Annotated in this window: 17 protein-coding genes; 8 read left to right on the plus strand and 9 right to left on the minus strand. The window is 72.7% G+C overall.

Annotated elements, in window-relative coordinates:
• Nucleotides 1-106: 106 nt before the first annotated feature.
• Nucleotides 107-637, plus strand: a complete 531-nt coding sequence (locus tag FGW31_RS19585; protein ID WP_142194738.1) for a hypothetical protein — start codon at nt 107-109, stop codon at nt 635-637.
• 93 nt (nt 638-730) lie between these two features.
• Here FGW31_RS19585 and FGW31_RS19590 read toward each other — a convergent pair whose 3' ends face one another.
• The 3 genes from FGW31_RS19590 to FGW31_RS19600 form a co-directional block, all read right to left on the minus strand.
• Nucleotides 731-919 (minus strand): hypothetical protein, encoded by a 189-nt coding sequence (locus FGW31_RS19590; protein WP_142194739.1) that lies wholly within the window; start codon nt 917-919, stop codon nt 731-733.
• A 227-nt stretch (nt 920-1,146) separates the two neighbouring features.
• Nucleotides 1,147-4,104: an AfsR/SARP family transcriptional regulator gene (locus FGW31_RS19595; protein ID WP_142194740.1), complete on the minus strand. Its 2,958-nt coding sequence runs from the start codon at nt 4,102-4,104 to the stop codon at nt 1,147-1,149.
• A 258-nt stretch (nt 4,105-4,362) separates the two neighbouring features.
• Nucleotides 4,363-5,874: a CehA/McbA family metallohydrolase gene (locus FGW31_RS19600; protein WP_142194741.1), complete on the minus strand. Its 1,512-nt coding sequence runs from the start codon at nt 5,872-5,874 to the stop codon at nt 4,363-4,365.
• Nucleotides 5,875-6,187: 313 nt separating this feature from the next.
• Here FGW31_RS19600 and FGW31_RS19605 point away from each other — a divergent pair, with 313 nt between their 5' ends.
• The 3 genes from FGW31_RS19605 (at nt 6,188) to FGW31_RS19615 (ending at nt 10,331) form a co-directional block, all read left to right on the plus strand.
• On the plus strand, nt 6,188-7,048 hold the full coding sequence (locus tag FGW31_RS19605; protein ID WP_142194742.1) for an LLM class F420-dependent oxidoreductase: 861 nt from the start codon (nt 6,188-6,190) through the stop codon (nt 7,046-7,048).
• 24 nt (nt 7,049-7,072) lie between these two features.
• The gene (locus FGW31_RS19610) at nt 7,073-9,661 is read left to right on the plus strand and encodes a bifunctional FO biosynthesis protein CofGH (RefSeq protein ID WP_142194743.1); all 2,589 of its coding nucleotides are present in this window, start codon (nt 7,073-7,075) and stop codon (nt 9,659-9,661) included.
• A 103-nt stretch (nt 9,662-9,764) separates the two neighbouring features.
• Nucleotides 9,765-10,331: a hypothetical protein gene (locus tag FGW31_RS19615; protein WP_142194744.1), complete on the plus strand. Its 567-nt coding sequence runs from the start codon at nt 9,765-9,767 to the stop codon at nt 10,329-10,331.
• 14 nt (nt 10,332-10,345) lie between these two features.
• Here FGW31_RS19615 and FGW31_RS19620 read toward each other — a convergent pair whose 3' ends face one another.
• From FGW31_RS19620 to FGW31_RS19630, 3 genes are all read right to left on the minus strand, one after another.
• A complete protein-coding gene (locus tag FGW31_RS19620) occupies nt 10,346-10,744 on the minus strand; it encodes a PIN domain-containing protein (RefSeq protein ID WP_142194745.1) in 399 nt (132 codons plus the stop codon).
• On the minus strand, nt 10,741-11,022 hold the full coding sequence (locus FGW31_RS19625; protein WP_142194746.1) for a hypothetical protein: 282 nt from the start codon (nt 11,020-11,022) through the stop codon (nt 10,741-10,743). Before FGW31_RS19625 ends, FGW31_RS19620 begins: the two co-directional genes overlap by 4 nt.
• A gap of 63 nt (nt 11,023-11,085) precedes the next feature.
• On the minus strand, nt 11,086-11,598 hold the full coding sequence (locus FGW31_RS19630; protein WP_142194747.1) for a DUF2165 domain-containing protein: 513 nt from the start codon (nt 11,596-11,598) through the stop codon (nt 11,086-11,088).
• Between the two features lie 291 nt (nt 11,599-11,889).
• Between FGW31_RS19630 and FGW31_RS19635 the strand changes: the two genes are divergently transcribed.
• Nucleotides 11,890-13,026 (plus strand): ADP-ribosylglycohydrolase family protein, encoded by a 1,137-nt coding sequence (locus FGW31_RS19635; protein WP_142194748.1) that lies wholly within the window; start codon nt 11,890-11,892, stop codon nt 13,024-13,026.
• Nucleotides 13,027-13,130: 104 nt separating this feature from the next.
• Here FGW31_RS19635 and FGW31_RS19640 read toward each other — a convergent pair whose 3' ends face one another.
• The 3 genes from FGW31_RS19640 to FGW31_RS19650 form a co-directional block, all read right to left on the minus strand.
• Nucleotides 13,131-14,705 (minus strand): sodium:solute symporter family protein, encoded by a 1,575-nt coding sequence (locus FGW31_RS19640; RefSeq protein ID WP_142194749.1) that lies wholly within the window; start codon nt 14,703-14,705, stop codon nt 13,131-13,133.
• Between the two features lie 219 nt (nt 14,706-14,924).
• On the minus strand, nt 14,925-16,808 hold the full coding sequence (locus FGW31_RS19645) for an MFS transporter (protein WP_142194750.1): 1,884 nt from the start codon (nt 16,806-16,808) through the stop codon (nt 14,925-14,927).
• A gap of 142 nt (nt 16,809-16,950) precedes the next feature.
• On the minus strand, nt 16,951-19,680 hold the full coding sequence (locus tag FGW31_RS19650; protein ID WP_220511087.1) for a D-alanyl-D-alanine carboxypeptidase family protein: 2,730 nt from the start codon (nt 19,678-19,680) through the stop codon (nt 16,951-16,953).
• 222 nt (nt 19,681-19,902) lie between these two features.
• On the opposite strand from FGW31_RS19650, the gene FGW31_RS19655 reads away from it, so the two are divergent.
• The 3 genes from FGW31_RS19655 to FGW31_RS19665 all read left to right on the plus strand — a co-directional run bounded on the left by FGW31_RS19655 (nt 19,903) and on the right by FGW31_RS19665 (nt 22,219).
• Nucleotides 19,903-20,658, plus strand: coding sequence for a GOLPH3/VPS74 family protein (locus FGW31_RS19655; protein ID WP_142194751.1), 756 nt, complete (start codon nt 19,903-19,905; stop codon nt 20,656-20,658).
• A gap of 286 nt (nt 20,659-20,944) precedes the next feature.
• Entirely contained in the window at nt 20,945-21,802 is an 858-nt protein-coding gene (locus tag FGW31_RS19660; RefSeq protein ID WP_142194752.1) for a helix-turn-helix domain-containing protein, read from the plus strand.
• A gap of 225 nt (nt 21,803-22,027) precedes the next feature.
• Nucleotides 22,028-22,219: a DUF397 domain-containing protein gene (locus FGW31_RS19665; protein ID WP_142194753.1), complete on the plus strand. Its 192-nt coding sequence runs from the start codon at nt 22,028-22,030 to the stop codon at nt 22,217-22,219.
• Nucleotides 22,220-22,255 lie beyond the last annotated feature (36 nt).

A 22,255-nucleotide genomic window follows, 5' to 3' on the forward strand; every position in this document is an offset into this window, starting at 1 on the left:
CGGGGAGCGGCCCGTTCGCCGCTCTCACCGCCGACGCTACGCCGGGTACGCGACGGTCGCCAGGTAGTGACATGCTCGTGACACAAAGATCGCTAGTCTGTCGCGCATGAATTCCCGGGGGAACGCACTCAAGCTCACAGCGGTGTCGGCACTCGTCGTCCTCACCCTCACCGGTTTCTCGACCGGCCGCGGCGGCAGCAGCAGCGGCGGCGGGGACGGCTCGGGCGGCGGCGGTTGCAGCAGCTCCAGCCAGAACCACGACTCGTCGGGCTCCGGCGGCTCGCACAGCGACTACGACGACGACTACGACGACACCTACGACGACACCGGCAGCGGCGGCGCCGACGTGGACGCCTCGCCGGCCGAGCAGGACGCCACGGTGGAACTGGTCGACTGCGCCTCGCCGACCGCTCCGTACGCGACCGTCGAGGTCACCAACCCCAACGCCGCGTCCGGCTCGTTCACCGTCACCGTGACCTTCCGGGACGCCTCCGGCGCGGAGGTCACCGCCCCGGCGAAGGACGTCCACGTGCCGGGCAACGACACGGTGACGGCCCGGGTGGAGATCGACGACAGCGCGGCCGCCGGCCGGGTCGACGACTGCGACCCGGACCCGTACGCGCCGCCCGCCGTCTGACCCGGGACGACAGAGAGAAGAACCGCGGACACACCTCGGCCGCGGCGGCTCCCCCTCCGCGCCGCCGCGGCCGATCCCCGTGTGGAAGGACGACTACCTGCCGCCGTCGAGGTCCAGGGCCGGCGGGGCCGGCATGCTGTTGTCCAGGGTGGTGACGGCCTCACCCGTGGCCGGTTCGCTCGGCATGCTGTTGTCCAGCGTCGTGGCGTCCCCGTCCGCCGGCGGCGTGGGCATGCTGTTGTCCTGCGTGGTGACGTCCGCGTCCTTCTTCGTGTCGCTCATCGACCTGACTTCCCTGTAGTCGCAACGAGTCGGTCACGCCCGTCCGGTAACTCCCCCGAGGGCCACCGGACGGGCGTTCGGAGCCGCACATTAACCGGTACGGCTCCTGTCCGACCGCCTGCCCCCCGACGCGACGGTCCGACTGCTTCGAGAGTGCCGCGCACCGATAAACGAATGCTGAACGCGCGCGGGCGCCGTGCCGGGACGCCGCCCGCACTCGGCGCGCGTCAGGCCGCGGAGGCGCCGTTCAGCAGGTTCCGGATCTCCGCGGCCTCCGCGGCGCCGCACTGTTCGTACAGGTTGAGGGCCTCCCGCCAGCAGGCGTTCGCCCGGTCCGCCTGGCCGAGTTCGGCCAGCGCCCGGCCCAGCAGGGCCACGACGTTCCCCCGCATCCTGTCCCCGCCGACACAGCCCAGCGCGAGGGCCTGTTCGGCGTGCTGGGCGGCCTGCGCGGGACGGGCCGCACCGAGGTGCACCTCGGCCATCCGGAAGTGGGTGTTGCCCACCCACAGCCGCTGGCGGTGCTCGGTGAAGATGTCCTGCGCGTCGACGAACTGGCTCAGCGCCTCCGCGTGCCGGTTGGCCTTGGCCAGCGCCAGACCGAGCGCGAAGTGGGCGCTGGCGCGCCGCATGGGCCGGCCCAGCTCCGAGTGGACGGCGAGCGAGTGCCGGGCGATGGACACGGCCGTGGAGACGTTGCCCAACCCCAGGTAGGCGCGGGAGAGGTTGGCGAGCGTGACGGCCTCACCGAGCCGGTTGCCGGCGGCCCGGTGCCCCTCGATGGCCTGGTTGAAGAAGGACTCGCCGTCCGCGTAGCGGCCCTGGTGCAGGCAGATGAGCCCCCGGTCGTTGGCCACCCAGCTCACCGCGGTCGCGTCCGCCGCCGAGGCCGCCAGGCCCATGGCCCGGTGCGCCTCCTCCTCCGCCTGCTGGATACGGCCGTAGACGAGGAGGACGTTGGTGAGGGTGGTGCGTGCCCGGCCCTCCGCGCGGGCGTCGCCGGCCTCCCGCGCCGCACCGCACATCGACCGGGCCGTCGTCTCGTACTGGTGCGAGTTGGCGCCCGACTCGGTGAGGTCCTTGGCCGCCCACAGCAGGTCCACCGCGCGCCGCAGCCGGCCGGTGCCGGCCGCCTGCCGCACGCACGCCAGCAGGGGAGAGGCCTCGCTGTAGAGCCAGTCCAGGGCCGCGGACCCGGCGGCGAAGCGCAGCCCGGGGTAGTCGGTCGGTTCGAGGTCGTCGACCAGCCGGTCGCCGGGCCGCTCGATGGCGTACACCCCGGCCGCCGTGGCCAGGTAGAAGTCCAGCAGCCGGGACAGCGCGGCCTCCCGCTCGCTCGGCGGCTGCTCGTCGCGTTCCGCGCACGCACGCGCGTAGAGCCGCACCAGGTCGTGGAACCGGTACCGGCCCGGCGCCGCCGACTCCAGCAGCGAGGTGTCCACCAACGACTCCAGCAGGTCCTCGGTGTCCTCCGCCGGCAGGTCGAGGACGGCCGCCGCGGCCGCCAGCGACATGTCCGGGCCGTCCGCCAGCCCGAGCAGCCGGAACGCCCGCGCCTGCGCCGGCTCCAACTGCCCGTAGCCCAGCTCGAACGTCGCCTTCACCGCCAGGTCGCCCGCCTGGAGTTCGTCCAGGCGGCGGCGCTCGTCGGCCAGCTTGGCCGCCAGCACCGACACCGTCCAGGTGCGGCGGGCGGCCAGGCGGGACGCCGCGATGCGGATCGCCAGCGGCAGGAAGCCGCACGCCGCCACCACGTCCAGGGCCGCCTTGCGTTCCGAGCCGACCCGCTCCTCGCCCACGATCTTCGTGAACAGGGCCAGCGCCTCGTCCGGCGACATCACGTCCAGGTCGACCAGGTGCGCGCCGGCCAGGTCCACCATCCGTACCCGGGACGTCACCAGCGCCGCGCAGCCCGCCGTGCCGGGCAGCAGCGGGCGCACCTGCGCCGCGTCCCGCGCGTTGTCCAGCAGCACCAGGACCCGGCGCCCGTCCAGGACGGACCGGTACAGCGCCGCCCGCTCCTCCAGCGAGTCCGGGATCGCGGAGTCCGCCGTGCCGAGGGCGCGCAGGAAGGAGCCGAGGACCGTCTCCGGTTCGGCCGCCCGCGCGCCGGCGCCCTGGAGGTCCACGTACAGCTGGCCGTCGGGGAAGGCGGCGCGGGCCTGGTGGGCCACGTGCACCGCGAGGGTCGTCTTGCCGACGCCGCCGATGCCGGCCAGCGCGGACACCGCCATCACCCGGCCCTCGGAGCCGGACGCCGACGCCAGCACCTCGCTCAGGTCCCGCACGAAGGACGCGCGGCCGGTGAAGTCCGGTACCGACGCCGGGAGTTGGGCGGGACGGACCGGTACCGCCACCGGCTCCGCCATCGGCGCGGAGGGCTCCGCCAGGCCCGGGTCGGCCCGCAGGATGCGCTGCTGGAGGTCCTGCAGGCCCGGACGCGGATCGACGCCCAGCTCGTCGGCGAGCAGACGGCGCGTGTCCGCGTACACGGCGAGCGCCTCGCCCTGGCGGCCGCTGCGGTAGAGCGCCAGCATCAGCAGTTCTCGCAGCCGTTCGCGCAGGGGGTGCGCGGCGGTCAGGGCCGTCAGCTCGGAGACCGCCTCCGCGTGGCAGCCCTGCTCCAGGTCCATGTCGAGCCTGGTCTCCAGGAGTTGCAGCCGCCACTCCTCCAGGCGGACGCGCTGCGCCTCCGCGTACGGGCCGGGCACGCCGGCCAGGGTCTCGCCGTCCCACAGGGCCAGCGCCCGGTTCAGCACCTTCCGCGCATGGCACAGGTCACCGGTGTTGCGTGCCTTCTCCGCCTCCGCCGCCCGCTCCTGCGCGACCGCGAGGTCCAGCGCCCCCTCGCCGAGCCCGCGCACCGCGTAGCCGCCGGACTCGCTGACCAGGACACCGGCGTCGAGCACCTTCCGCAGCCGCGAGGCGTACGTACGGACCGCGGCCAGCGCCTGCGAGGGCGGCTCCTCGCCCCACAACGCGTCGATCAGCTCGCCCGCCGTGGCGGTACGGCCCTCGCGCAGCAGCAGGGCGGCGAGCAGCGCGCGTTGCTGTGGGCTGCCGGTGGCGACCGGTTCGCCGTCGCGCCAGGCACGCACCGGTCCGAGCACGCTGAAGCGCAGCGCCTCCGGCTCCGTCGAGGAGCCGGGACGCCGCTGCTCCGGTACTCGTGGCACACCGTCCATGCAGTCCCCCTATGCATCCTCAGCAACTAGGCCAGTTTGCCTTCTTGAGGGCGGATGCGTCAGCCGTGCGAGACGGCGATCACATGGGGCGCGGCGGGCCACCACCGAGCCCACACAACTTCGTCCCCACGCCTCCCGATCCACCTCGTCCGACGGGTCCCCGGGCCGTCCGCCGCGCTCCCGCACCGGCCGGAAAGTGCGGCCGGCCGGCGCCGGCCCGCGGCCCGTCTCCGGTGCGGGAGTCGTGGCGCGACGAGCCTACCGGCGGCCCAGGAAGATCGGGTTGGTGAAGGCGGCCAACGCCCCGGGCAGCGGCCCCACGGCCGTCTCGTGCCGCAACTCGGCGCGTACGTAGGCGGCGTACGACGCGGTGGTCCGCCACTCCACGGTCCCCGCGCCGGACACCGGCAGCGGGGCGCTGGTGTGCAGCACGCCCTGGTCGGTGACGAACCGGACGGTGCAGCGCGGCGCGCCGGTGACGGCCAGGCGGACGGTGACCGGGGTGTCCCGGTCCACCTCCAGCCGTCCGCCGATGCCCGCGTGCCCGCCGCGCCCGCCGGAGGCCGTGAAGTCGAGGGTGACGGCGGCGGATTCGGCGATGTAGGAGCGTCCCGCGCGGATGCCGTCCTGGATCGCCCGGCGGGTCAGGTCGTCGGCGAGGACCACGGTCTGCGGGCGGCCGACGACGTCCGGGTCGCGGTGGGCGTCGCTGCTGCCCATCGCCGGGATCCAGTCGCGGCCCTCGCGCACGGACGCGACGAGCATGCCGTCCCAGTCGGCGAGCGCCACCTCGTCGTCCGGCGTCCAGGGGCCGTTCCACACCTCGACGGCGTCCGCCTCGCCGAAGCCGAACTTCCAGTTGCAGCCGATGCAGGTGGCGTGCGGATGGGCCGGGACGACCAGGCCGCCGGCCCGGCGGATCTGCCGGGCGAACCGGCCGAAGCGGTTGTCGCGGGCGCGGTAGCGCCAGTCGACGAAGGTGCCGGGGTCCGTGCCGAGCGCCACCACGTGCCCGTTGCGGGTGGTGACCTCCTCGCCGAGCAGCACCAGCAGGTCGTCCCCGGCGGCGTCGGCCCAGTGGGCGTGCGCGGAGTGCGTGTTGTGCTCGGAGCTGTTGATGAAGTCCAGGCCGGCCGCGCGGGCGAGCGCGGCGATCTCGGCCGGGGTGCGGCGGCCGTCGGAGTACCAGGAGTGCAGATGGCAGTCGCCCCGGTACCAGGCCCTTCCGCGCCCCTTGGCCCGCTCCGGCGGATACACCGGCCGCAGTGCCTCACCGGGTTCGCCGTAGGTCAGCGTCACGGTGATCTCGTACGACAGTCCCTGCGGCGCCACGGTGTACGGGCCCAGCGCGATGTGCCAGGTGCCCTCGCGCACGGGGCCGGGGAGGTAGCCGGGGGTGGCGTCGTCGGCGCGCAGGAAGAACTCCGTGCGCGCCCCGCCGGACCAGCCCCGGAAGCCCTGCCCGCCGAGGTCGGTGCCGCGTTCGTCGAAGATGCCGATGTCGAGTGCGTTGCCGGCGGTGCCGGCGGGCACGGCCGGTCTGTCGTAGGTGTAGGCGACCTTGATCTCGCGCACGCCGGCGGGCACGTCGACGGGGACGTACACGAAGTCGGGGGCGCCCGGCGGGAGGGTGCCGCGCACCGTCCTCGTCTCCCGGCCGTCCCGGTCCGCCGCGGCAGCGAAGCTCACGCTTCCCAACGTAAGCGCGGCCGCCGCGCCCGTCAGGAAGACGGCGCGCCGCCCGATCCCGGTGTGGTCGTCCTCGCACATGCTGCTGCTCCCAGGTGTCGGTGATGACGGAACTTCCGGTGGTGCGGGTGGTGCAGGGTGGTGCCGGGTGTGCGGTGCAACCCTTGTATTGAGGGGTGAACTGCCGTGCAAGGGAAGGGAACTTGCAGGCGCCGGCCGTTCCGCGTCCGCGGACGTCGTGTGACGGCTCCCGGTGGCCGGGCCGTCCGCCGGGGTGATGCCGACCGGTCGGTATGGACAGATGGGCCGGGCCCCGGTATTGATGGGGTGCCGCCGGCGCTCCCACCGGGCTCCGGTCGCACAGTGCCGTCGTCCCGCGTACGAAAGGCCCCCCATGCGTATCGCCGCCACGATCTTCCTCACCGACGAGACGATCCGCCCCACCCGGCTCGCCCGTGAGCTGGAGCAGCGGGGCTTCGCCGGGCTCTACCTGCCCGAGCACACGCACATCCCGGTCGAGCGCACCACCCCCTACCCGGCGGGCGGGGACCTGCCCCGCGAGTACGGCCGCACCCTCGACCCCTTCGTCGCGCTCGGGCAGGCCGCCGCCGTCACCGAGCGGCTCGGCGTCGGCACCGGCATCACGCTCGCCGCGCAGCACGACCCGATCGACCTGGCCAAGCGGATCGCGACCCTCGACCACCTCTCCGGCGGCCGGTTCACGCTCGGGCTGGGCTTCGGCTGGAACGTCGAGGAGGCCGCCGACCACGGCGTGCAGTGGCGCACCCGGCGCGAACTGGTCCGCGACCGGATGGGCCTGATGCGGGCCCTGTGGGCGGAGGAACCGACCGCCTACGACGGCGAGTTCGGCAGTGTGCGGGCCAGCTACGCGCACCCCAAGCCGGTGCAGAAGCCGCGCGGCCCGGTCGTCGGCCCGCGCACCCTGGTCGGCGGGGCGGCCGGGCCGAAACTGTTCGCGCACATCTGTGAGTACGCCGACGGCTGGCTGCCCATCGGCGGGCGCGGCCTGTCCGAGTCACTGCCCGCGCTGCGCGCCGCCTGGGCCGACGCGGGCCGTGACCCCGGCGCCCTCCAGGTCGTCCCGTACGCGGTCCGTCCCAGCGCCGGCAAGCTCGCCCACTACGCCGAACTCGGCATCGAGGAGGTCGTGGTGCAGCTGCCGCCCGAGGACGAGGCCGGAGTGCTGCGCGCACTGGACCACTACCAGCCGTTCCTGGACGGGCCGAGCGCCTGACCACCCCGAACGTATGCTCACAGGATGACGACTTCCGCGACCCACGGAACCGGCGGCCCGACCGAGAACGCCCTGCGGCGCGCCCTGAGACGAGCCCGGGACGGCGTCTCCCTGGACGTCGCCGAGGCGGCGGTCCTGCTCCAGGCGCGCGGTGAGCACCTCGAGGACCTCTCCGCGTCGGCCGCCCGGGTCAGGGACGCGGGGCTCGAGGCGGCGGGCCGGCCCGGCGTCATCACGTACTCGAAGAGCGTCTTCGTCCCGCTGACCCGGCTGTGCCGGGACAAGTGCCACTACTGCACGTTCGTCACCGTGCCCGGCAAGCTGCGCCGCGCCGGGCACGGGATGTTCATGTCGCCGGACGAGGTGCTGGACATCGCCCGCAAGGGCGCCGCCCTCGGCTGCAAGGAAGCCCTCATCACCCTCGGCGACAAGCCCGAGGACCGCTGGCCCGAGGCCCGCGAATGGCTCGACGCGCACGGCTACGACGACACCATCGCGTACGTGCGGGCCATCTCGATCCGGATCCTGGAGGAGACCGGACTCCTCCCGCACCTCAACCCGGGCGTCCTGACCTGGACCGACTTCCAGCGCCTCAAGCCCGTCGCCCCGTCCATGGGCATGATGCTGGAGACCACCGCGACCCGCCTGTGGTCCGAGCCCGGCGGCCCGCACCACGGCTCACCGGACAAGGAACCGGCCGTGCGCCTGCGGGTCCTGGAGGACGCGGGCCGCTCCTCCGTCCCCTTCACCTCCGGCCTGCTCATCGGCATCGGCGAGACGTACGAGGAGCGCGCCGAGTCGCTGTTCGCGCTGCGGAAGGTCTCCCGCGCCCACCACGGCATCCAGGAACTGATCATCCAGAACTTCCGCGCCAAGCCGGACACCGCGATGCGCGGCATGCCGGACGCGGAACTCGACGAACTGGTCGCCACGGTCGCCGTCGCCCGGCACGTCCTCGGCCCGTCCGCCTGCCTCCAGGCCCCGCCGAACCTGGTCGACGCGGAGTACGGGCGGCTGATCGCGGCCGGCATCGACGACTGGGGCGGCGTCTCACCACTCACCATCGACCACGTCAATCCCGAGCGCCCCTGGCCGCAGATCGACGAACTCGCCGAGCAGTCCCGGGCGGCAGGCTTCGCACTGCGCGAACGCCTTTGCGTCTACCCGGAGTTCGTGAGGCGCGGCGAGCCATGGCTGGACCCGAGGCTGCGCCCGCACGTCGCCGCCCTCGCCGACCCGGAGACCGGCCTGGCCCGCCCCGACGTCCTGCCGCAGGGCCTGCCGTGGCAGGAGCCGGACGAGGCGTTCACCGCGAGCGGCCGCACCGACCTGCACCGCACCATCGACACCGAGGGCCGCACCGGCGACCGCCGTGCCGACTTCGACGAGGTGTACGGCGACTGGGACGCCCTGCGCGAGGCCGCCGCACCGGGCATGGTCCCGGAACGCATCGACACCGACGTGCGCGAGGCCCTGCGCACCGCGGCCGACGACCCGACGCGGCTCACCGACGCGGAGGCGCTAGCGCTGCTGCACGCCGACGGCCCGGCCCTCGACGCGCTGTGCCGGATCGCCGACGATGTGCGGAAGTCGGCGGTCGGCGACGACGTGACGTACATCGTCACCCGCAACATCAACTTCACCAACGTCTGCTACACCGGCTGCCGTTTCTGCGCCTTCGCGCAGCGCCGCACGGACGCCGACGCGTACACGCTCTCCCTGGACCAGGTGGCCGACCGCGCCCAGCAGGCGTGGGACGTGGGTGCGGTGGAGGTGTGCATGCAGGGCGGCATCCACCCCGACCTGCCCGGCACGGCGTACTTCGACATCGCGCGGGCGGTGAAGGAACGCGTACCCGGCCTGCACGTGCACGCCTTCTCCCCGATGGAGGTGGTGAACGGCGCGACCCGCACCGGGATGTCGATCCGCGAGTGGCTGACGGCGGCGAAGGAAGCGGGCCTGGACACCATCCCCGGCACGGCGGCGGAGATCCTCGACGACGAGGTCCGCTGGATCCTCACCAAGGGCAAACTGCCGGCGGCGACCTGGACCGAGGTGGTGACCACCGCCCACGAGCTGGGCATCCGCTCCTCCTCCACGATGATGTACGGCCACGTCGACCAGCCCCGCCACTGGCTGGGCCACCTGCGGACCCTGGCGGACATCCAGCGCCGTACCGGCGGCTTCACGGAGTTCGTGACCCTGCCCTTCGTGCACACCAACGCGCCCGTGTACCTGGCCGGCATCGCCCGTCCCGGCCCGACCGTCCGCGACAACCGCGCGGTCACGGCGATGGCGCGGCTGCTGCTCCACCCCTGGATCCCGAACATCCAGACGAGCTGGGTCAAACTGGGCGCCGAGGGTGCGGCGGAGATGCTCCGGTCCGGCGCCAACGACCTCGGCGGCACGCTGATGGAGGAGACGATCTCCCGCATGGCGGGCTCCTCCTACGGCTCGTACAAGTCCGTCCGGGACCTCGTCGCGGTGGCGGAGGCGGCGGGCCGCCCGGCGAAGCCGCGCACGACCCTGTACGGCGAGGTCCCCGAGGAACGCCGCCGCGCGGCCGAGGCCTCCGACGGCCACCTGCCGGAGCTGCTGCCGGTGCTGGAGTGAGACGGCCGGGGCGGGGGCGGCACGGGCAGTAGGATGATCCGACCCGCGTTCCATGGGGATGCATGGCCTCCATGGGGACCCGTAGCTGAGGAGATGCGTACCGGTGTCTGCCCGTCTTCCTTCGTGGGCCTGGGTGACCGGGCTGACCACGGGGGCGATAGCCGTGGTGGCCGTGCTGGCCGTCCAGGCGGACGGGGGAGCGAAGCCCACCGCCGCCACGAGCCGGCCGAGCCCGTCGGCGACGGCGGACGCGAAGCCGTCCGCGAAGCCGGAGGAGAAGAAACCGGTGGCGGTGCCGGCCGGCTCCGGCACCGGCCGCCGGATCGTCTACGCGCTCGACCAGAAACGCGTGTGGCTGGTCGACGCCAGCGACACCCCGCGCCGCACCTTCACCGTCTGGCCCGGCACGGTGTCCCCGGACCCCGGCTCCTACACGATCGGCGCCCGCACCGAGGCCACGACCGGCAGCGACGGCGTCGAGGTCGAGCACATCATGTACTTCGCCGCGAAGTCCGGTGTGAACGTGGCCTTCTCCAACGCGGTCGACGGCTCCTCACCCCCGCCCCCGGCCCCCGGCACCCCGACCGGCGGCATCCGCGTCTCCAAGGACGACGGCCGCGCCCTGTGGACGTTCGGCACGGCGGGCACCCCGGTCACGGTCGTCGAGTAGCCGCCCGCGCCCGGTCAGACCTTCGCGGCCACCAGGCGTGGATGGCCGGCGGTGAGCAGGCCGATGTCCTCGACGTCGGAGGTGAGGACGGTCACTCTCCCGGGGAAGTGCAGCGCGGTCGCGCAGAGCATGGCGTCGATGGCGTACTTGTGGCCGTGCAGGCCCGCGGCGCGCAGCAGGGCGGCGGCGGACTGGGCGAGTGCCTGGGTGACCGGTTCCACGCGCAGCCGTGAGAGCGTCCACCGCAGCGCGGCGTTGTTGATCCCCGGATGCACCACCTCGACCAGCACCGCTGCCGAGGTGATCACCGGGAGATCCGCCTCCCGGGCTGCCGACAGCCACTCGTGCACCTCTCGGTCCCGCTGTACTGCCTTGGCGAGCCCTTCGCTGTCCAGAACCAGGGCGCCGCTCACGCAGCGGCCCCCGCGCCGGGGCTCTCCCCGGTGAGCCGGGCGCGCTTGGCCGCCACGGCGTCGGGATCAGCCGGCCCGTGGACCTCATCGAAGGCGGCGATCAGTTCGTCCAGCCGATCCCGCTCGATCTGTCGCTGAGCTGCCTTCTCCAGATAGGCCGAGACACCCCGTTTGCCGACCCGCTCGCGAATGGCCCGCAGGGTGCCGGCGGTGAGGGTGACGGAGACGCCGCTGGTCGGGCCGTCGCCGGGAGGGAATTCGGTGTCGTCGTCAGCCATGAGGCCAGTATGGCATTGCTTATGCCATAACGCGGTGCCGTGTGGTTCCCGGGGTCGGCGTCCTCAGTGGGTCTCGCGTCCCCCGGTGTGGGCCAGCGGCAGGTGGTTCACCAGCAGCACCACGCCGCTGAAGACGAACACGCGAAGGGCCGCGTCCAGGCCGTTCCAGTCCTCCGACTGCCACATCGCGAACCACTCGCCGCCGATCGCCATGAACCCGGCGCCGAACAGGAGCATGGTCATCAGCAGGCCGTAGGTGGAGAAGCGGCGGGCGCGGGCGTGGTCGCGGCGGATCCACAGCCAGGTGCCGTACACCAGGACCAGCGCGGCGGCCGTCTCCCAGGCGATGATCGCGACGTAGGCGGCGTCCTGCACGCCCTCGTTGGTGATCGCCCGCCACATCAGGTCGTCGTCCTTGAACGTGGTGTCCATGGCCAGGACGTGCCGGACGAACTCCTGGTTCGTGCCGAAGTCCGTGATGTTGCCGAAGGCGACCAGCGCCATGTAGAGAGCGACGGAAGCGGTGAGAAGGGTCACGGTCAGCGTGAGCGCGCCGCGCGGGGTGGTGGTGGACATGGCGATTCCTTTCCCCGTACCACCGGCCCCTATCCGCCCGGCGGCCCACGACGCGAACCCGCCCCGCCCCGCGCCGACTTCGCCCCCTCCGCCCGGGCCCGCGGCCCGCCGTCCACCGCTCCCCGCGGCGCCCCGCGGCGACACGGTCCGCAGGGCGTCGGGACGGCCGATAACCGTCCACTTCCGCGCACTCGGGTCACACTCCGCATACCCGTCCGCCCCCTGAACCGACCGCCCTCGTTCGATTAGGGTGCTGGGCGTCGTAGGACGGACGGTGCCTGGGAGGTCGTGGTGACCGGTACTGCCGGGCCCGTGTGGGGGCGCCGTGAGCAGCAGGACTTCCGCAGCCGGGTGCGCGGCACGCTGCTCGGAGTGGCCCTCGGGGACGCGCTGGGCGCGCCCGTGGACGGGGCGGGCATCGACGCGATCCGGCAGGCGCACGGCGCCGAGGGCCTGGTCGACTTCGTCCCCGCCTACGGCCGGCGCGGCGCCGTCACCCACCACACCCAGCTCACCCTCTTCTCCGTGGACGGCCTGATCCGTGCCCAGGTGCGGCGCGACACCGGCGCCTGGCATCCGCCGACCGACCTGCACCGGGCGTATCTGCGCTGGGCGACCACCCAGCGCGACTGGGGCCCGGACGAGCGGCGCACCGAGGACGGGTGGCTGGCCCGGGAGGAGTGGCTGTACGCCCGCCGGGACCCGGCCCGCGTGCTGCTGCTGGGGCTCGGCGACGAGACGATGGGGACACCGGCGGCGCCCAAGAACCCCGGTGCTGCCGGGCCCGAGGCCGCCGCACGGTCCGCGCCGTTCGGGCTGCTCGTCGGCTGGGAGCCGCAGCTCGTCGCCCAGCTCGCCGTGGAGTGCGCGGCGCAGACCCACGGCCACCCGGTCGCCTGCCTCGCGGCGGGCGCGTACGCGGTGATCGTGCACACGCTGGCCCGGGGCGAGAGCCTCGACACGTCGGTGCAGCGGGCGCTGGCGCTGCTGGCCGGGCGGCCGGGACACCAGCCGGTGTCGGACGCGCTGCAGCAGGCGCTGGGCGCCGTCCGGCAGGGCATGCCGACCCCGGAGCGGGTCACCGAGCTGGTCGGGAACGCCACCGCGGAGGGGCTGCTCGCCGCCGCCGTGTACTGCGCGCTGGTGGGGGAGGACGTACGGCACGGGCTGCGGCTGGCGGTCAACCACGACGGGCCCAGTGCCGCCGCCGGGGCGCTGACCGGCGGCCTGCTCGGGGCGCTGCACGGCGAGACGGCCCTCCCGCCGGCCTGGCTGGCCGAGCTGGAGGGCCGTCCCACACTCCTGGAACTCGCCGACGACTTCGCCATGGAGATGACGCAGGGTCCCGCGCTGCACGGACCCGCGGGATCGTCCCCGGCCTGGCTGGCACGCTACCCGCGCGGCCTCTCGGCACCCCTCGGTGCCTAGGGTCCGTCGTTGGGGATGATCCCGGGGGCGGCCGGCCGGAAGGCGCCGCACTCAGTAGCCGGGCTGGTCCGAACGACAGGCCCTGGTCCTCACGGGCGCACGGGCTAGTCCTTCACCGGTGTCCGTGCCGCGCTCGGGGCCTCCTGGGCCGGGGCCGGTACCGCCGCCGCGGCCGCGTCGTCGTCGCCGTCGGTGTTGACGCGCTCGATGATCGCCAGCCGTTCCGGGGTGTCCTCCGGCTTCACCCAGCCGATCAGGACGTACAGGATCAGTGAGACCGCCAGCGGGATGGAGACCTGGTACTCCAGCGGCACACCGCCGTCGACGGCCCAGTGGATCGGGTAGTTCACCAGCCAGAAGGCCAGCAGGCCCGCCGCCCAGCTGGTCATGGCCGCCGTCGGGCCGGAGCGGCGGAAGGGCCGCAGCAGACCCAGCATCATCGGGATGGCGATCGGTCCCATCAGACCGGCCACCCACTTGATGACGACCGTGATGATGTCCTTGAACGCCGGCGAGTTGACCTGGGTGGCGACCGCCATGGACAGGCCGAGGAAGACCACCGTCGTCACGCGGGCCGCGATCAGGCCGGACCGCTCGCCCCACCCGCGGGCCTTCGCCGACAGCACCGGCGCCACGTCCCGGGTGAACACCGCGGCGATGGCGTTGGCGTCGGAGGAGCACATGGCCATGGTGTGGGAGAAGAAGCCGACGATGACCAGGCCCAGCAGGCCGTGCGGCAGCAGCTGTTCGGTCATCAGCGCGTAGGAGTCGGAACCGTCCGCCTTCTGCGACTCCACCAGCAGCGGCGACATCCACATCGGGAAGAACAGCACCAGCGGCCAGACCAGCCACAGGATCGCCGACAGCCGTGCCGAGCGCGCCGCCTCACGGGCGTTGGGGGTGGCCATGTAGCGCTGGGCCTGGTTGAGCATGCCGCCGTTGTACTCGAACAGCTTGATGAACAGGAACGCCAGCAGGAAGACCGTGCCGTACGGTCCGACCAGCGGCTTCTCGTGCCCCTGGAGTTCCGGCTGGTCCCACACGCCGAAGAAGCCGCCGTGGTCGCCGAGTTCCACCAGCACCGCGAAGAACATGGCGAGCCCGGCCAGCAACTGGATGATGAACTGGCCGAGTTCGGTCAGCGCGTCCGCCCACAGGCCGCCGATGGTGCAGTAGATCGCCGTGACCACGCCGGTGATGAGGATGCCCTGGTTGAGCGAGACGCCGGTGAACACCGACAGCAGGGTGGCGATCGCCGCCCACTTCGCGCCCACGTCCACGATCTTCAGCAGCATGCCGGACCAGGCCAGGGCCTGTTGGGTCTTCAGGTCGTAGCGGTTCTTCAGGTACTCCAGCGGCGACGCCACGTGGAGCCGGGAACGCAGCCGGTTGATGCGCGGCGCGAACAGCTTGGACCCGATGGCGATGCCGAGGGCGATGGGGAAGGACCAGGTGACGAAGGACGTCACACCGTAGGTGTAGGCGATGCCGGCGTACCCGGTGAACATCACCGCGCTGTAGCCCGACATGTGGTGGGAGATGCCGGAGAGCCACCACGGCATCTTGCCGCCGGCCGTGAAGAAGTCGCTGACGTTGTCCACCCGCTTGTGGGACCAGACACCGATGCCGACCATCACGGCGAAATAGCCGATGAGCACCGCCCAGTCGAGACTGTTCATGTCCCCCCTTCCAGGGTCCGCCTTGTGAACTCCACTCAGCTGGTTGGCACTTCGCCTGAGCGGGGTAGGGACGAGGACGGACGCGAAGTGCCCGCTCATCGTGGGCGGGATGGCGAGGGCACGACAAGAAAGCGTCAGGTCAAGAGCAGGCAAAATTGTTCGGCTTGCTGACCTCGGTTCACGTTCATGAACGGCATGGGAGGGGTTCCGGCGTGCCGGTCAGCGCAGTTCCTCCGGGCAGGGCGTGCCCCGCTGCCACTGGTAGGGAGCCGCCAGCCGGTACGTCCCCGGCTTCGGCGCGAGCAGCACCGTCCACCTGTCGCCGTTGGCGTCCTCCTCCGTCTCCATCAGGCAGCCGTTGACGTTCTCGTACGTCTTCGGCTCGCCCTCGGGACGGCTCCGGGACGCCTGCGTCTCCTGCGGCGGCTCCACCTTGTCGCCCTCGGCGTCGACGATGCTCAGCCACGGCGAGTAGGGGACGCGGACCAGGATGCGGCCCGCCCGCTCCACCCGCAGCGTCATCTCGCCCTGCTCGGCCCGCTCCACGACCGTGTCCGGCTCCGCCAGCGGCGTCGGCTCGTCCACCGCGAACAGCTGCCAGTTGGCGTCGCCCCAGATCTGCTTCAGGTACGGCAGGCCCCGCTGCACCAGCTCCCGCTCCCGCTGGCCGCCGTCGCCGTCCGGCTCGTCCTTCGGCAGCACCACGAAGTGCACGGCCCAGCGCTTCAGCCACTCGTGGTAGTTCGCCGAGTTGAGTGTGTCGTCGTAGAAGAGCGGGTTGCGCTCCATGTCGGCCTGCCGGTTCCAGCCGCGGGCCAGGTTGACGTACGGGGCGAGCGCCGAGGCCTCGCGGTGCGAGCGGGCCGGCACGACCTCCACCCGTCCCCGCTCGGCCCCGACCTCCTGCAGCTCGTTCACCAGCGGCGCCAGCTCGCGCGCCCAGGACGCGGCCGGCGTGGTGTGCACGACGTCGTCGACCGACTTGAAGCCCACCCAGACCGTGAAGCCGACGAAGGCGACGACGATCGTGTACCACTTGCGGGACCTCGGCACCGCGAACGGCAGCGCGGCCAGCAGCACCACACCGCCGAACAGCATCGCCAGCCGCGTCATGTTCGAGCCGATCTGCGAACTGATCACCCAGACCAGCACCACACCGAGCCCGTACACGGCGGCCGTGATCCGTACGGTCTTCCACTCCCGCGGCACCAGGACGTACACCAGGATCGAGTACAGCAGCGGCAACACCACCGAGCCGATGCCCATCGGCTGGGTCCCGGAGAACGGGAACAGCCACGCCGACACCGCCACCACCGCGCTCGGCGCCAGCCCCAGCGCCCAGGCGCCGGGCCGCCGCTTCTGCAGGAACAGCGCCACCGCCACCAGGCCCACGAACAGTCCCGCGACCGGCGAGGACATGGTGGCCAGCGCGGCCAGCGGGGCCGCGCACAGCGCCTTCGCCCACCGCTTGTACCGCCACCGGTGCGGCCAGCAGAAGACGACGGCGACCGCGCCGAGCCCGAACATGGTGCCGAGCCCGAACGTCACCCGCCCGGACGCCGCGTTGCACAGCAGCGCGAACACCCCGGCGAGCGCCGCCCACAGGGGATTGCGCACCATGGGGGTCCCCCCGCTGGAGCGAAGCCGAGAGTGGGGGAGGCTGCGCATGAGCACCATCGTCAGCAGCCCGGCCGACACCGTCCCGGCGATCATCATCGTGGTCCGCACGCCGAGCAGCGACATCAGGTACGGGGACACCACGCTGTACGACACCGGGTGCATGCCGCCGTACCAGGCGAGGTTGTACGCGGAGTCCGGGTGGCGGCCGACGAACTCGGCCCACGCGTCCTGCGCCGCGAGGTCACCGCCGCTGTTGGCGAACGTGAAGAACCAGACGACGTGCAGCAGACCGGCGAGACCGGTCACGGACAGCACGGGGTGGCGCAGCATGCGGGCGCGCACGGCGAGGACGGCGGACCTGACGGCACCCGGGCCGCCCTCGGGGTCACGCGGCGGGCGCGGTGTCCCGGACACGGGTATTCGCGGACCGGCTCCCGGACCCGGATCGGCGTCGTCGGCGCGTGTCGGCTCCGCTGTGGCCACCTGAAGGCACTCCCCGTGTCCCGTTCCTTGCCCGAATCCTGCCCGTTTCGTGACGCTAGCACGCACCCCGCCGACCGTCCCCCGGGGTGGGGCGGCGGCCGGCGGGGTGCGGTGCGCGTCTGTCGGAGGTACCGGCTCCGGATCAGCCGATGCGCGTCAGCTTGTCCGTGAAGCCGGGCTCCACGAGGTCGTCCTTCAGGGCCACCGGCACCTTGACGGCGCCGCTCGTGCCGTCGCCCACGGTGAGCGTGCCGACCTCGGTCCCGGCCTTCGCGCTGTGCGGCAGGTCCGCCCCGGCGAACGTCAGCTTCACCGACAGGCCCGCCCAGCCGACGGCCTTGACGTCCTCGGTGACGACGACGGGCGTCCGGCCGCCGAGCCCGTCGTCCACGTAGCCGACGACGGTGCCCTTCTCCAGGATCGTCGCCGACTCCAGGGCTCCCTGCGCGGCCCGGATCAGCGCGTCGCCCGCGGTGAGGGCGGCGGACAGGATCGTGTTGTCCGTGCCGCCCGCCGGCTGGCGCACGACGGCACCGACGACGGTCCGCGTCTCCCCGCCGATCTCCTTCTTCGCCGCGAAGACCAGGTTGCCGAGCGCGGAGGTGGTGGTGCCGGTCTTGATGCCGACGACGCCGTTGCTGCCCACCAGCTGGTTCCAGTTCGGGTGGTTGACGCCCTTGTAGTCGTCGTACGACATCATCGCGGCGACCTCACGGAACGCCGGCTGCTTCATCGCGGCCCGGGCCAGCTTCACCTGGTCCACGGCGGTGCTCACGGTGGTGTCGTTCAGACCCGAGGGGTCCGTGTACGTCGTGTTCGTCATGCCGAGGTCCTTCGCGGCCTCGTTCATCTTCTCCACGAACGCCTTCTCGGAGCCCGCGTCCCAGCGGGCGAGGAGCCGCGCCACGTTGTTCGCGGACGCGATCAGGATGGCCTCGATCGCCTCCCGCTGGGAGATCTCGTCGCCCTCGGTGACGGTGACGGTCGACTCCTGGCCGGCGTCGGACTGCTTCTCGGCGAGCGCGTCGATCCCGATCATCGGACCCTCGGCGCCGCTCTTCAGCGGGTGGTCGCGCAGGATCAGATACGCCGTCATGACCTTGGCGACACTGGCGATCGGTACGGGCTTCTGCTCGCCGGAGGAGCCGAACGTGCCGATGCCGTCGACGTCCAGGGCGGCCTGCCCGGCGTCCGGCCACGGGATGTCCGGCTTGCCGCCCTCGAAGGTGTGCCTGTCCTCGGCGGTGAGCTCCAGGGTCGGCGCCGGGAGCGGGCGGAAGTTCTGCACGACCGCGAAGACGATCACCAGGAGCAGGACCAGCGGCGTCCAGATCTTGATCCGCCGCACGGCCGTCCGCAGCGGTGTCTGCGGAGGCGGCGGGGTGTTGGTCAGCTCGGCCAGCAGGTCCAGCGGCGGCTTGGGCGGCAGCGGCTGCTGCGTCGTCCGCTCCGGACCGAGCTGCGGGACGGAGGCGGTGACGTCCGCGCCGCGCGGCGGCTGGCGGACGCCGGGGTCGTCGAGGCCCTTCAGCGCCACGAACTTGCTGGTCCGCTCGGCGTCGGACTCGGAACCGGCGGAGGGCCGGGCGCCGCCCAGCTTGAGCATGGTCGTGGGCTGGTCCACGGCGGGCGCGGAGGGGCGCCCGGTGCGGAAGACGGCGGTGGGCTGGTCCACGGGACCCTTGGGCCGGCCCGCGTCGCCGTCGCCGCTGTCGCTGTCGTCCGCGTCGTCGTCGCTGTCGTCGCTGGTGTCCGTGTCGTCGTCGCTGTCAGCGGCGGCGTCGGGCTTTTGGCGGCCGTCCTCGCCCTTGGGGGCGTCAACGGCGGGCGCGGGCGCGGGGTCGTCGTCGCCGTCCGCGTCGTCGTCCGTGGCCGGGCGCTCGTCCGAGTCCTTGGCCGAGCCCTTGCCCGAGTCCTTGGCCGGGTCCGTGGCCGCGGCGCTCCCGGACTTCGGCTCCGCGCCGTCGCCCGGGACCTTCCCGGAGCCCTGCTGCGGCCTGCCGACGCCCTCGGCGGCCTCCCGCGGGCCGCCCGTGGCTTCGCCGTCACCGTCCTCGCCGTCACCGTCGTCGGCGCGCTCGCCGCTCTCGGTCTTCGCGTCCTCGGTCTTCGCGTCCTCGGCCCGATCCTCGTACCCGGCCTTCGCGGCGCCGGCGGCAACCGCTTCGGAGCCGCCCTGCGCGTCCGTACGCGCCCCGGCCCCGGTGTCCCCGGTCTCCGGCTCCCCGGCGTCGGCGGCGGGCCGCTCCGCGTCGTCCAGCGCGTCCGTACGCGCCTTGGGCTCCGCCCCGGCGGTCCCAGGACGCTCGGCGTCCTCCCGTGCGCCCGTACCGGCCTCCGAGGCCTTCTGCCCGCCGTCCGCGGACGCATCGTCAGCACCGGCACCGTCCGCCGCGCCGGCCCCGGCGGCCCCGGCGTCACGACCGTCCGCCGCGCTCTCGTCGGAGGCGTCCTCGCCCGCGCCGGTCTCTCCGGCCCCGGCCCCGGCCCCGTCCTCGTCCGCGCCCGTGCCGCCCGCGACGGGGCCGTCCTCGGCCGGTTCGGCGGGGCGGACCCACGCCGCCTCCGCCTCGCGCAGCCGGCCGCCGTCGCCGTCCGCGCCGGCGGCAGAATCGTCACGCCCGTCCGGATCGCCGTCCCCGGCCTCCGCCGGGCCCCGCGCCGCGTCCTCCGCCGTCCCGGGCACCGACAGCACCCTGGTGGCCGTGTCGACGCCGCCGCCGGCGGCCGGCGACGCGTCCTCGCGGGTGATCGCCAGACGGGGATCCCGCGTCTCGGGAACCGGACCCGCGCTCCCCGACGTCGGTTCTGCCGACGACTCGCGCTGCTTCGACCTGTCGGGGGACTCGCCCGCCACCGATGCCTCCTCCATGCGCCGCACGCTCCGCGTGCGCCAACCGAACCGTGAACCGCCGCCCGCCACAACGCTCCACAGCGCTGTCCGAACCATGTACCAGTGTCCTGTGTGCGGGCCTGCCCCACGCGGTAGACGAGAACGACATACCTACCGGTTCCCTTACGAACCGGTCACGCACCCTCGACAGACCAATGTGAGAGGGGTCACCCTGTCATTCATCCACGCGGGGAGGCATGGATGGGCAGGAGCCGCAGAACACTTCCGGAGGAGCTTCTGCTGCTGGCACTGGACCCGGCCACGGGTACCACTGCACAGCCGCAGTCGCTCGACCTCGGTCTGGCCGGAGCACAGCTAGTGGAGCTGGCGCTGGCCGGACGGATAGCCCCAGACGGGGATCGTATCGCCGTGGTCGTGCCACGGCCGACTGGAGACCCAACACTGGACTGCGCGTTGGAGTTGCTGCGAAGGCGTGGCGCTCCCGTGCGGGCGGTCCACTGGATCGGCGGGCCGCGTCTCGGGCTCCGCCAGACCTACCTCTCGCATCTGGAGCGGTGCGGCATGGTGCACGCCGTGGCCGGACAGATGTGCGGGGTGCTGCCGACGACTCGCTACCAGGCGACGGACACCGAGATCAGCCGGGAGATCAGGGCCCGGCTGGACTCCGCGATCCGCACCGGCGTTCCGCCGGACCCGCGGACCGCGGCGCTCGCCGCACTGGCGCACGCGGTCGGACTCGGCAAGCACCTGTACCCGGGGAACGAGGGACGCTCCTCGCGTTCCCGGTTGCGGGACCTGATCCGGCACGACCCCATGGGCGGACTCGTCGCACACGCCGTGATGGACGTCCAGAACGGCGTGGCGGCACAGCCGCGCCGCAGCTCCGCGCCGGCGGGCCGACAGGGCCCCGCCGACGTCAGGGGCGCACCGGAACCCGCCCGTGGCGTTCCGGCGCAACCACGCCGCGGATCCATGGCACGTGCCGTGGCCCACTGAGCAGTACGTCCCCCAGGGCCGACGCACGGCGTCCACGGACCACCGGCACCACAGACCCGGTCACGGGAGCCGCTGTCGAGCGGGGCGGAGAGAGCACACGGGCTCTCCCCGCCCCGTTCGGCGTGCCCGGAACCGGCGTCCGGGTCGTCCACACGGCCGTGAACCGGCGTGTACCCGTCGTATCTCCATCATTTCCCAGCGGTGACGCGCGCCTTGGTGGCAGTCTGCTCAGGAGCAGACACACAAAGTGGCAAGTACGAGCCAGGCAGCCGGAGGTGCGCGTCCCGTGGCGTCCAATGTCAATCCCACCGTCCGGCGGCGCCGGCTGGGCCAGGAGCTGCGCAGGCTCCGCGAACTCAAGGGCATGACGGCCGAAGAGGTGGCGGAGCGGCTGCTGGTGTCGCAGTCGAAGATCAGCCGCCTGGAGAACGGCCGGCGCAGCATCAGCCAGCGCGACGTCCGCGACCTGTGCGGCGTCTACGAGGTCGAGGACCAGCGGATCGTCGACTCGCTGATGCAAATGGCCAAGGATTCCCGCCAGCAGGGCTGGTGGCACGCCTTCGGCGACATCCCGTACAGCGTCTACATCGGTCTGGAGACTGACGCGGAGTCGCTGCGGGTCTACGAACCCCAGATCATCACCGGCCTGTTGCAGACCCGGGCGTACGCCGAGGCCATCATTCGCGGCGGTTCGCCGGAGTCGTCGGAGCAGGACAACGACAAGCGGGTCGAGGTCCGGCTGCGCCGGCAGGGCCGGATCACCGCCGAGAAGGACCCGCTGCGCCTGTGGGTGGTGCTGGACGAGGCCTCGCTGCACCGGGTCGTCGGCAGCCGGCAGGTGATGCGCGAACAGCTCGAGCACGTCATGGAGTTGTCCCAGCTGCCGCACGTCACCGTGCAGGTGCTGCCGTTCGAGGTCGGCGCGCACGCCGGGATCAACGGCCAGTACTCGATCCTGGAGTTCGCCGACGCCGCCGACTCCAGCGTGGTGTACATCGAGGGCGTGACCAGCGACCTGTACCTGGAGAAGCCGCACGACGTGCAGAAGTACACGGTGATGTACGAGCACCTGCGGGCCCAGTCGCTGAACGTGGACCAGTCCCGGCAGCTCGTCGAGCGGCTCGCCAAGGACTACGCGCGCTGAGCCGACCTCGCAAGGCGCGGGATGGTACACCGCTGACAAGCCTGACCGGAAGTCACGCCTGGAATATGCCATCCGGTCGAGTGAACGACTCCTCCGGAAGAAGATGTTGGCGAGTAGCGTCGATCACGCCAGCCGCCAGTGGTGGTTGGCGCAATCCGTTCTGCGGATCCATGCCGGAATGCGCAGGCCGGTGACAGCAACTCAGCATCTGGCTACGGAGCGAACATGGCAATTCGTCTGGGCGCCACGGAAACGTGGACGACGTCCTCGTACACCAACAACAACGGCGCGTGCGTGATGGTCAGGTCGACCACCGAGGAAGCGCTGGAACTCGGGGACACCAAGATCCCCGAGGGTCCGAAGCTGGCCTTCCCCGCGGACGCGTGGAGCGCCTTCGTGTCCTCGGTCAAGGGCTGACCGGGCGGACGCCCGTCACCACCGTCGACGGGGCCC

It is taken from the genome of Streptomyces calvus, from assembly GCF_006782915.1.
Taxonomy (GTDB): domain Bacteria; phylum Actinomycetota; class Actinomycetes; order Streptomycetales; family Streptomycetaceae; genus Streptomyces; species Streptomyces calvus.

Bases quoted from the DNA above. Each gene is read 5' to 3' on its own strand.
- FGW31_RS19655 (WP_142194751.1), top strand. From the start codon at position 19,903: ATGGGCAGGAGCCGCAGAACACTTCCGGAGGAGCTTCTGCTGCTGGCA.
- FGW31_RS19625 (WP_142194746.1), bottom strand. From the start codon at position 11,022: ATGGCTGACGACGACACCGAATTCCCTCCCGGCGACGGCCCGACCAGC.
- FGW31_RS19605 (WP_142194742.1), top strand. From the start codon at position 6,188: ATGCGTATCGCCGCCACGATCTTCCTCACCGACGAGACGATCCGCCCC.
- FGW31_RS19600 (WP_142194741.1), bottom strand. From the start codon at position 5,874: ATGTGCGAGGACGACCACACCGGGATCGGGCGGCGCGCCGTCTTCCTG.
- FGW31_RS19650 (WP_220511087.1), bottom strand. From the start codon at position 19,680: ATGGAGGAGGCATCGGTGGCGGGCGAGTCCCCCGACAGGTCGAAGCAG.
- FGW31_RS19630 (WP_142194747.1), bottom strand. From the start codon at position 11,598: ATGTCCACCACCACCCCGCGCGGCGCGCTCACGCTGACCGTGACCCTT.
- FGW31_RS19665 (WP_142194753.1), top strand. From the start codon at position 22,028: ATGGCAATTCGTCTGGGCGCCACGGAAACGTGGACGACGTCCTCGTAC.
- FGW31_RS19585 (WP_142194738.1), top strand. From the start codon at position 107: ATGAATTCCCGGGGGAACGCACTCAAGCTCACAGCGGTGTCGGCACTC.
- FGW31_RS19595 (WP_142194740.1), bottom strand. From the start codon at position 4,104: ATGGACGGTGTGCCACGAGTACCGGAGCAGCGGCGTCCCGGCTCCTCG.
- FGW31_RS19590 (WP_142194739.1), bottom strand. From the start codon at position 919: ATGAGCGACACGAAGAAGGACGCGGACGTCACCACGCAGGACAACAGC.
- FGW31_RS19640 (WP_142194749.1), bottom strand. From the start codon at position 14,705: ATGAACAGTCTCGACTGGGCGGTGCTCATCGGCTATTTCGCCGTGATG.
- FGW31_RS19610 (WP_142194743.1), top strand. From the start codon at position 7,073: ATGACGACTTCCGCGACCCACGGAACCGGCGGCCCGACCGAGAACGCC.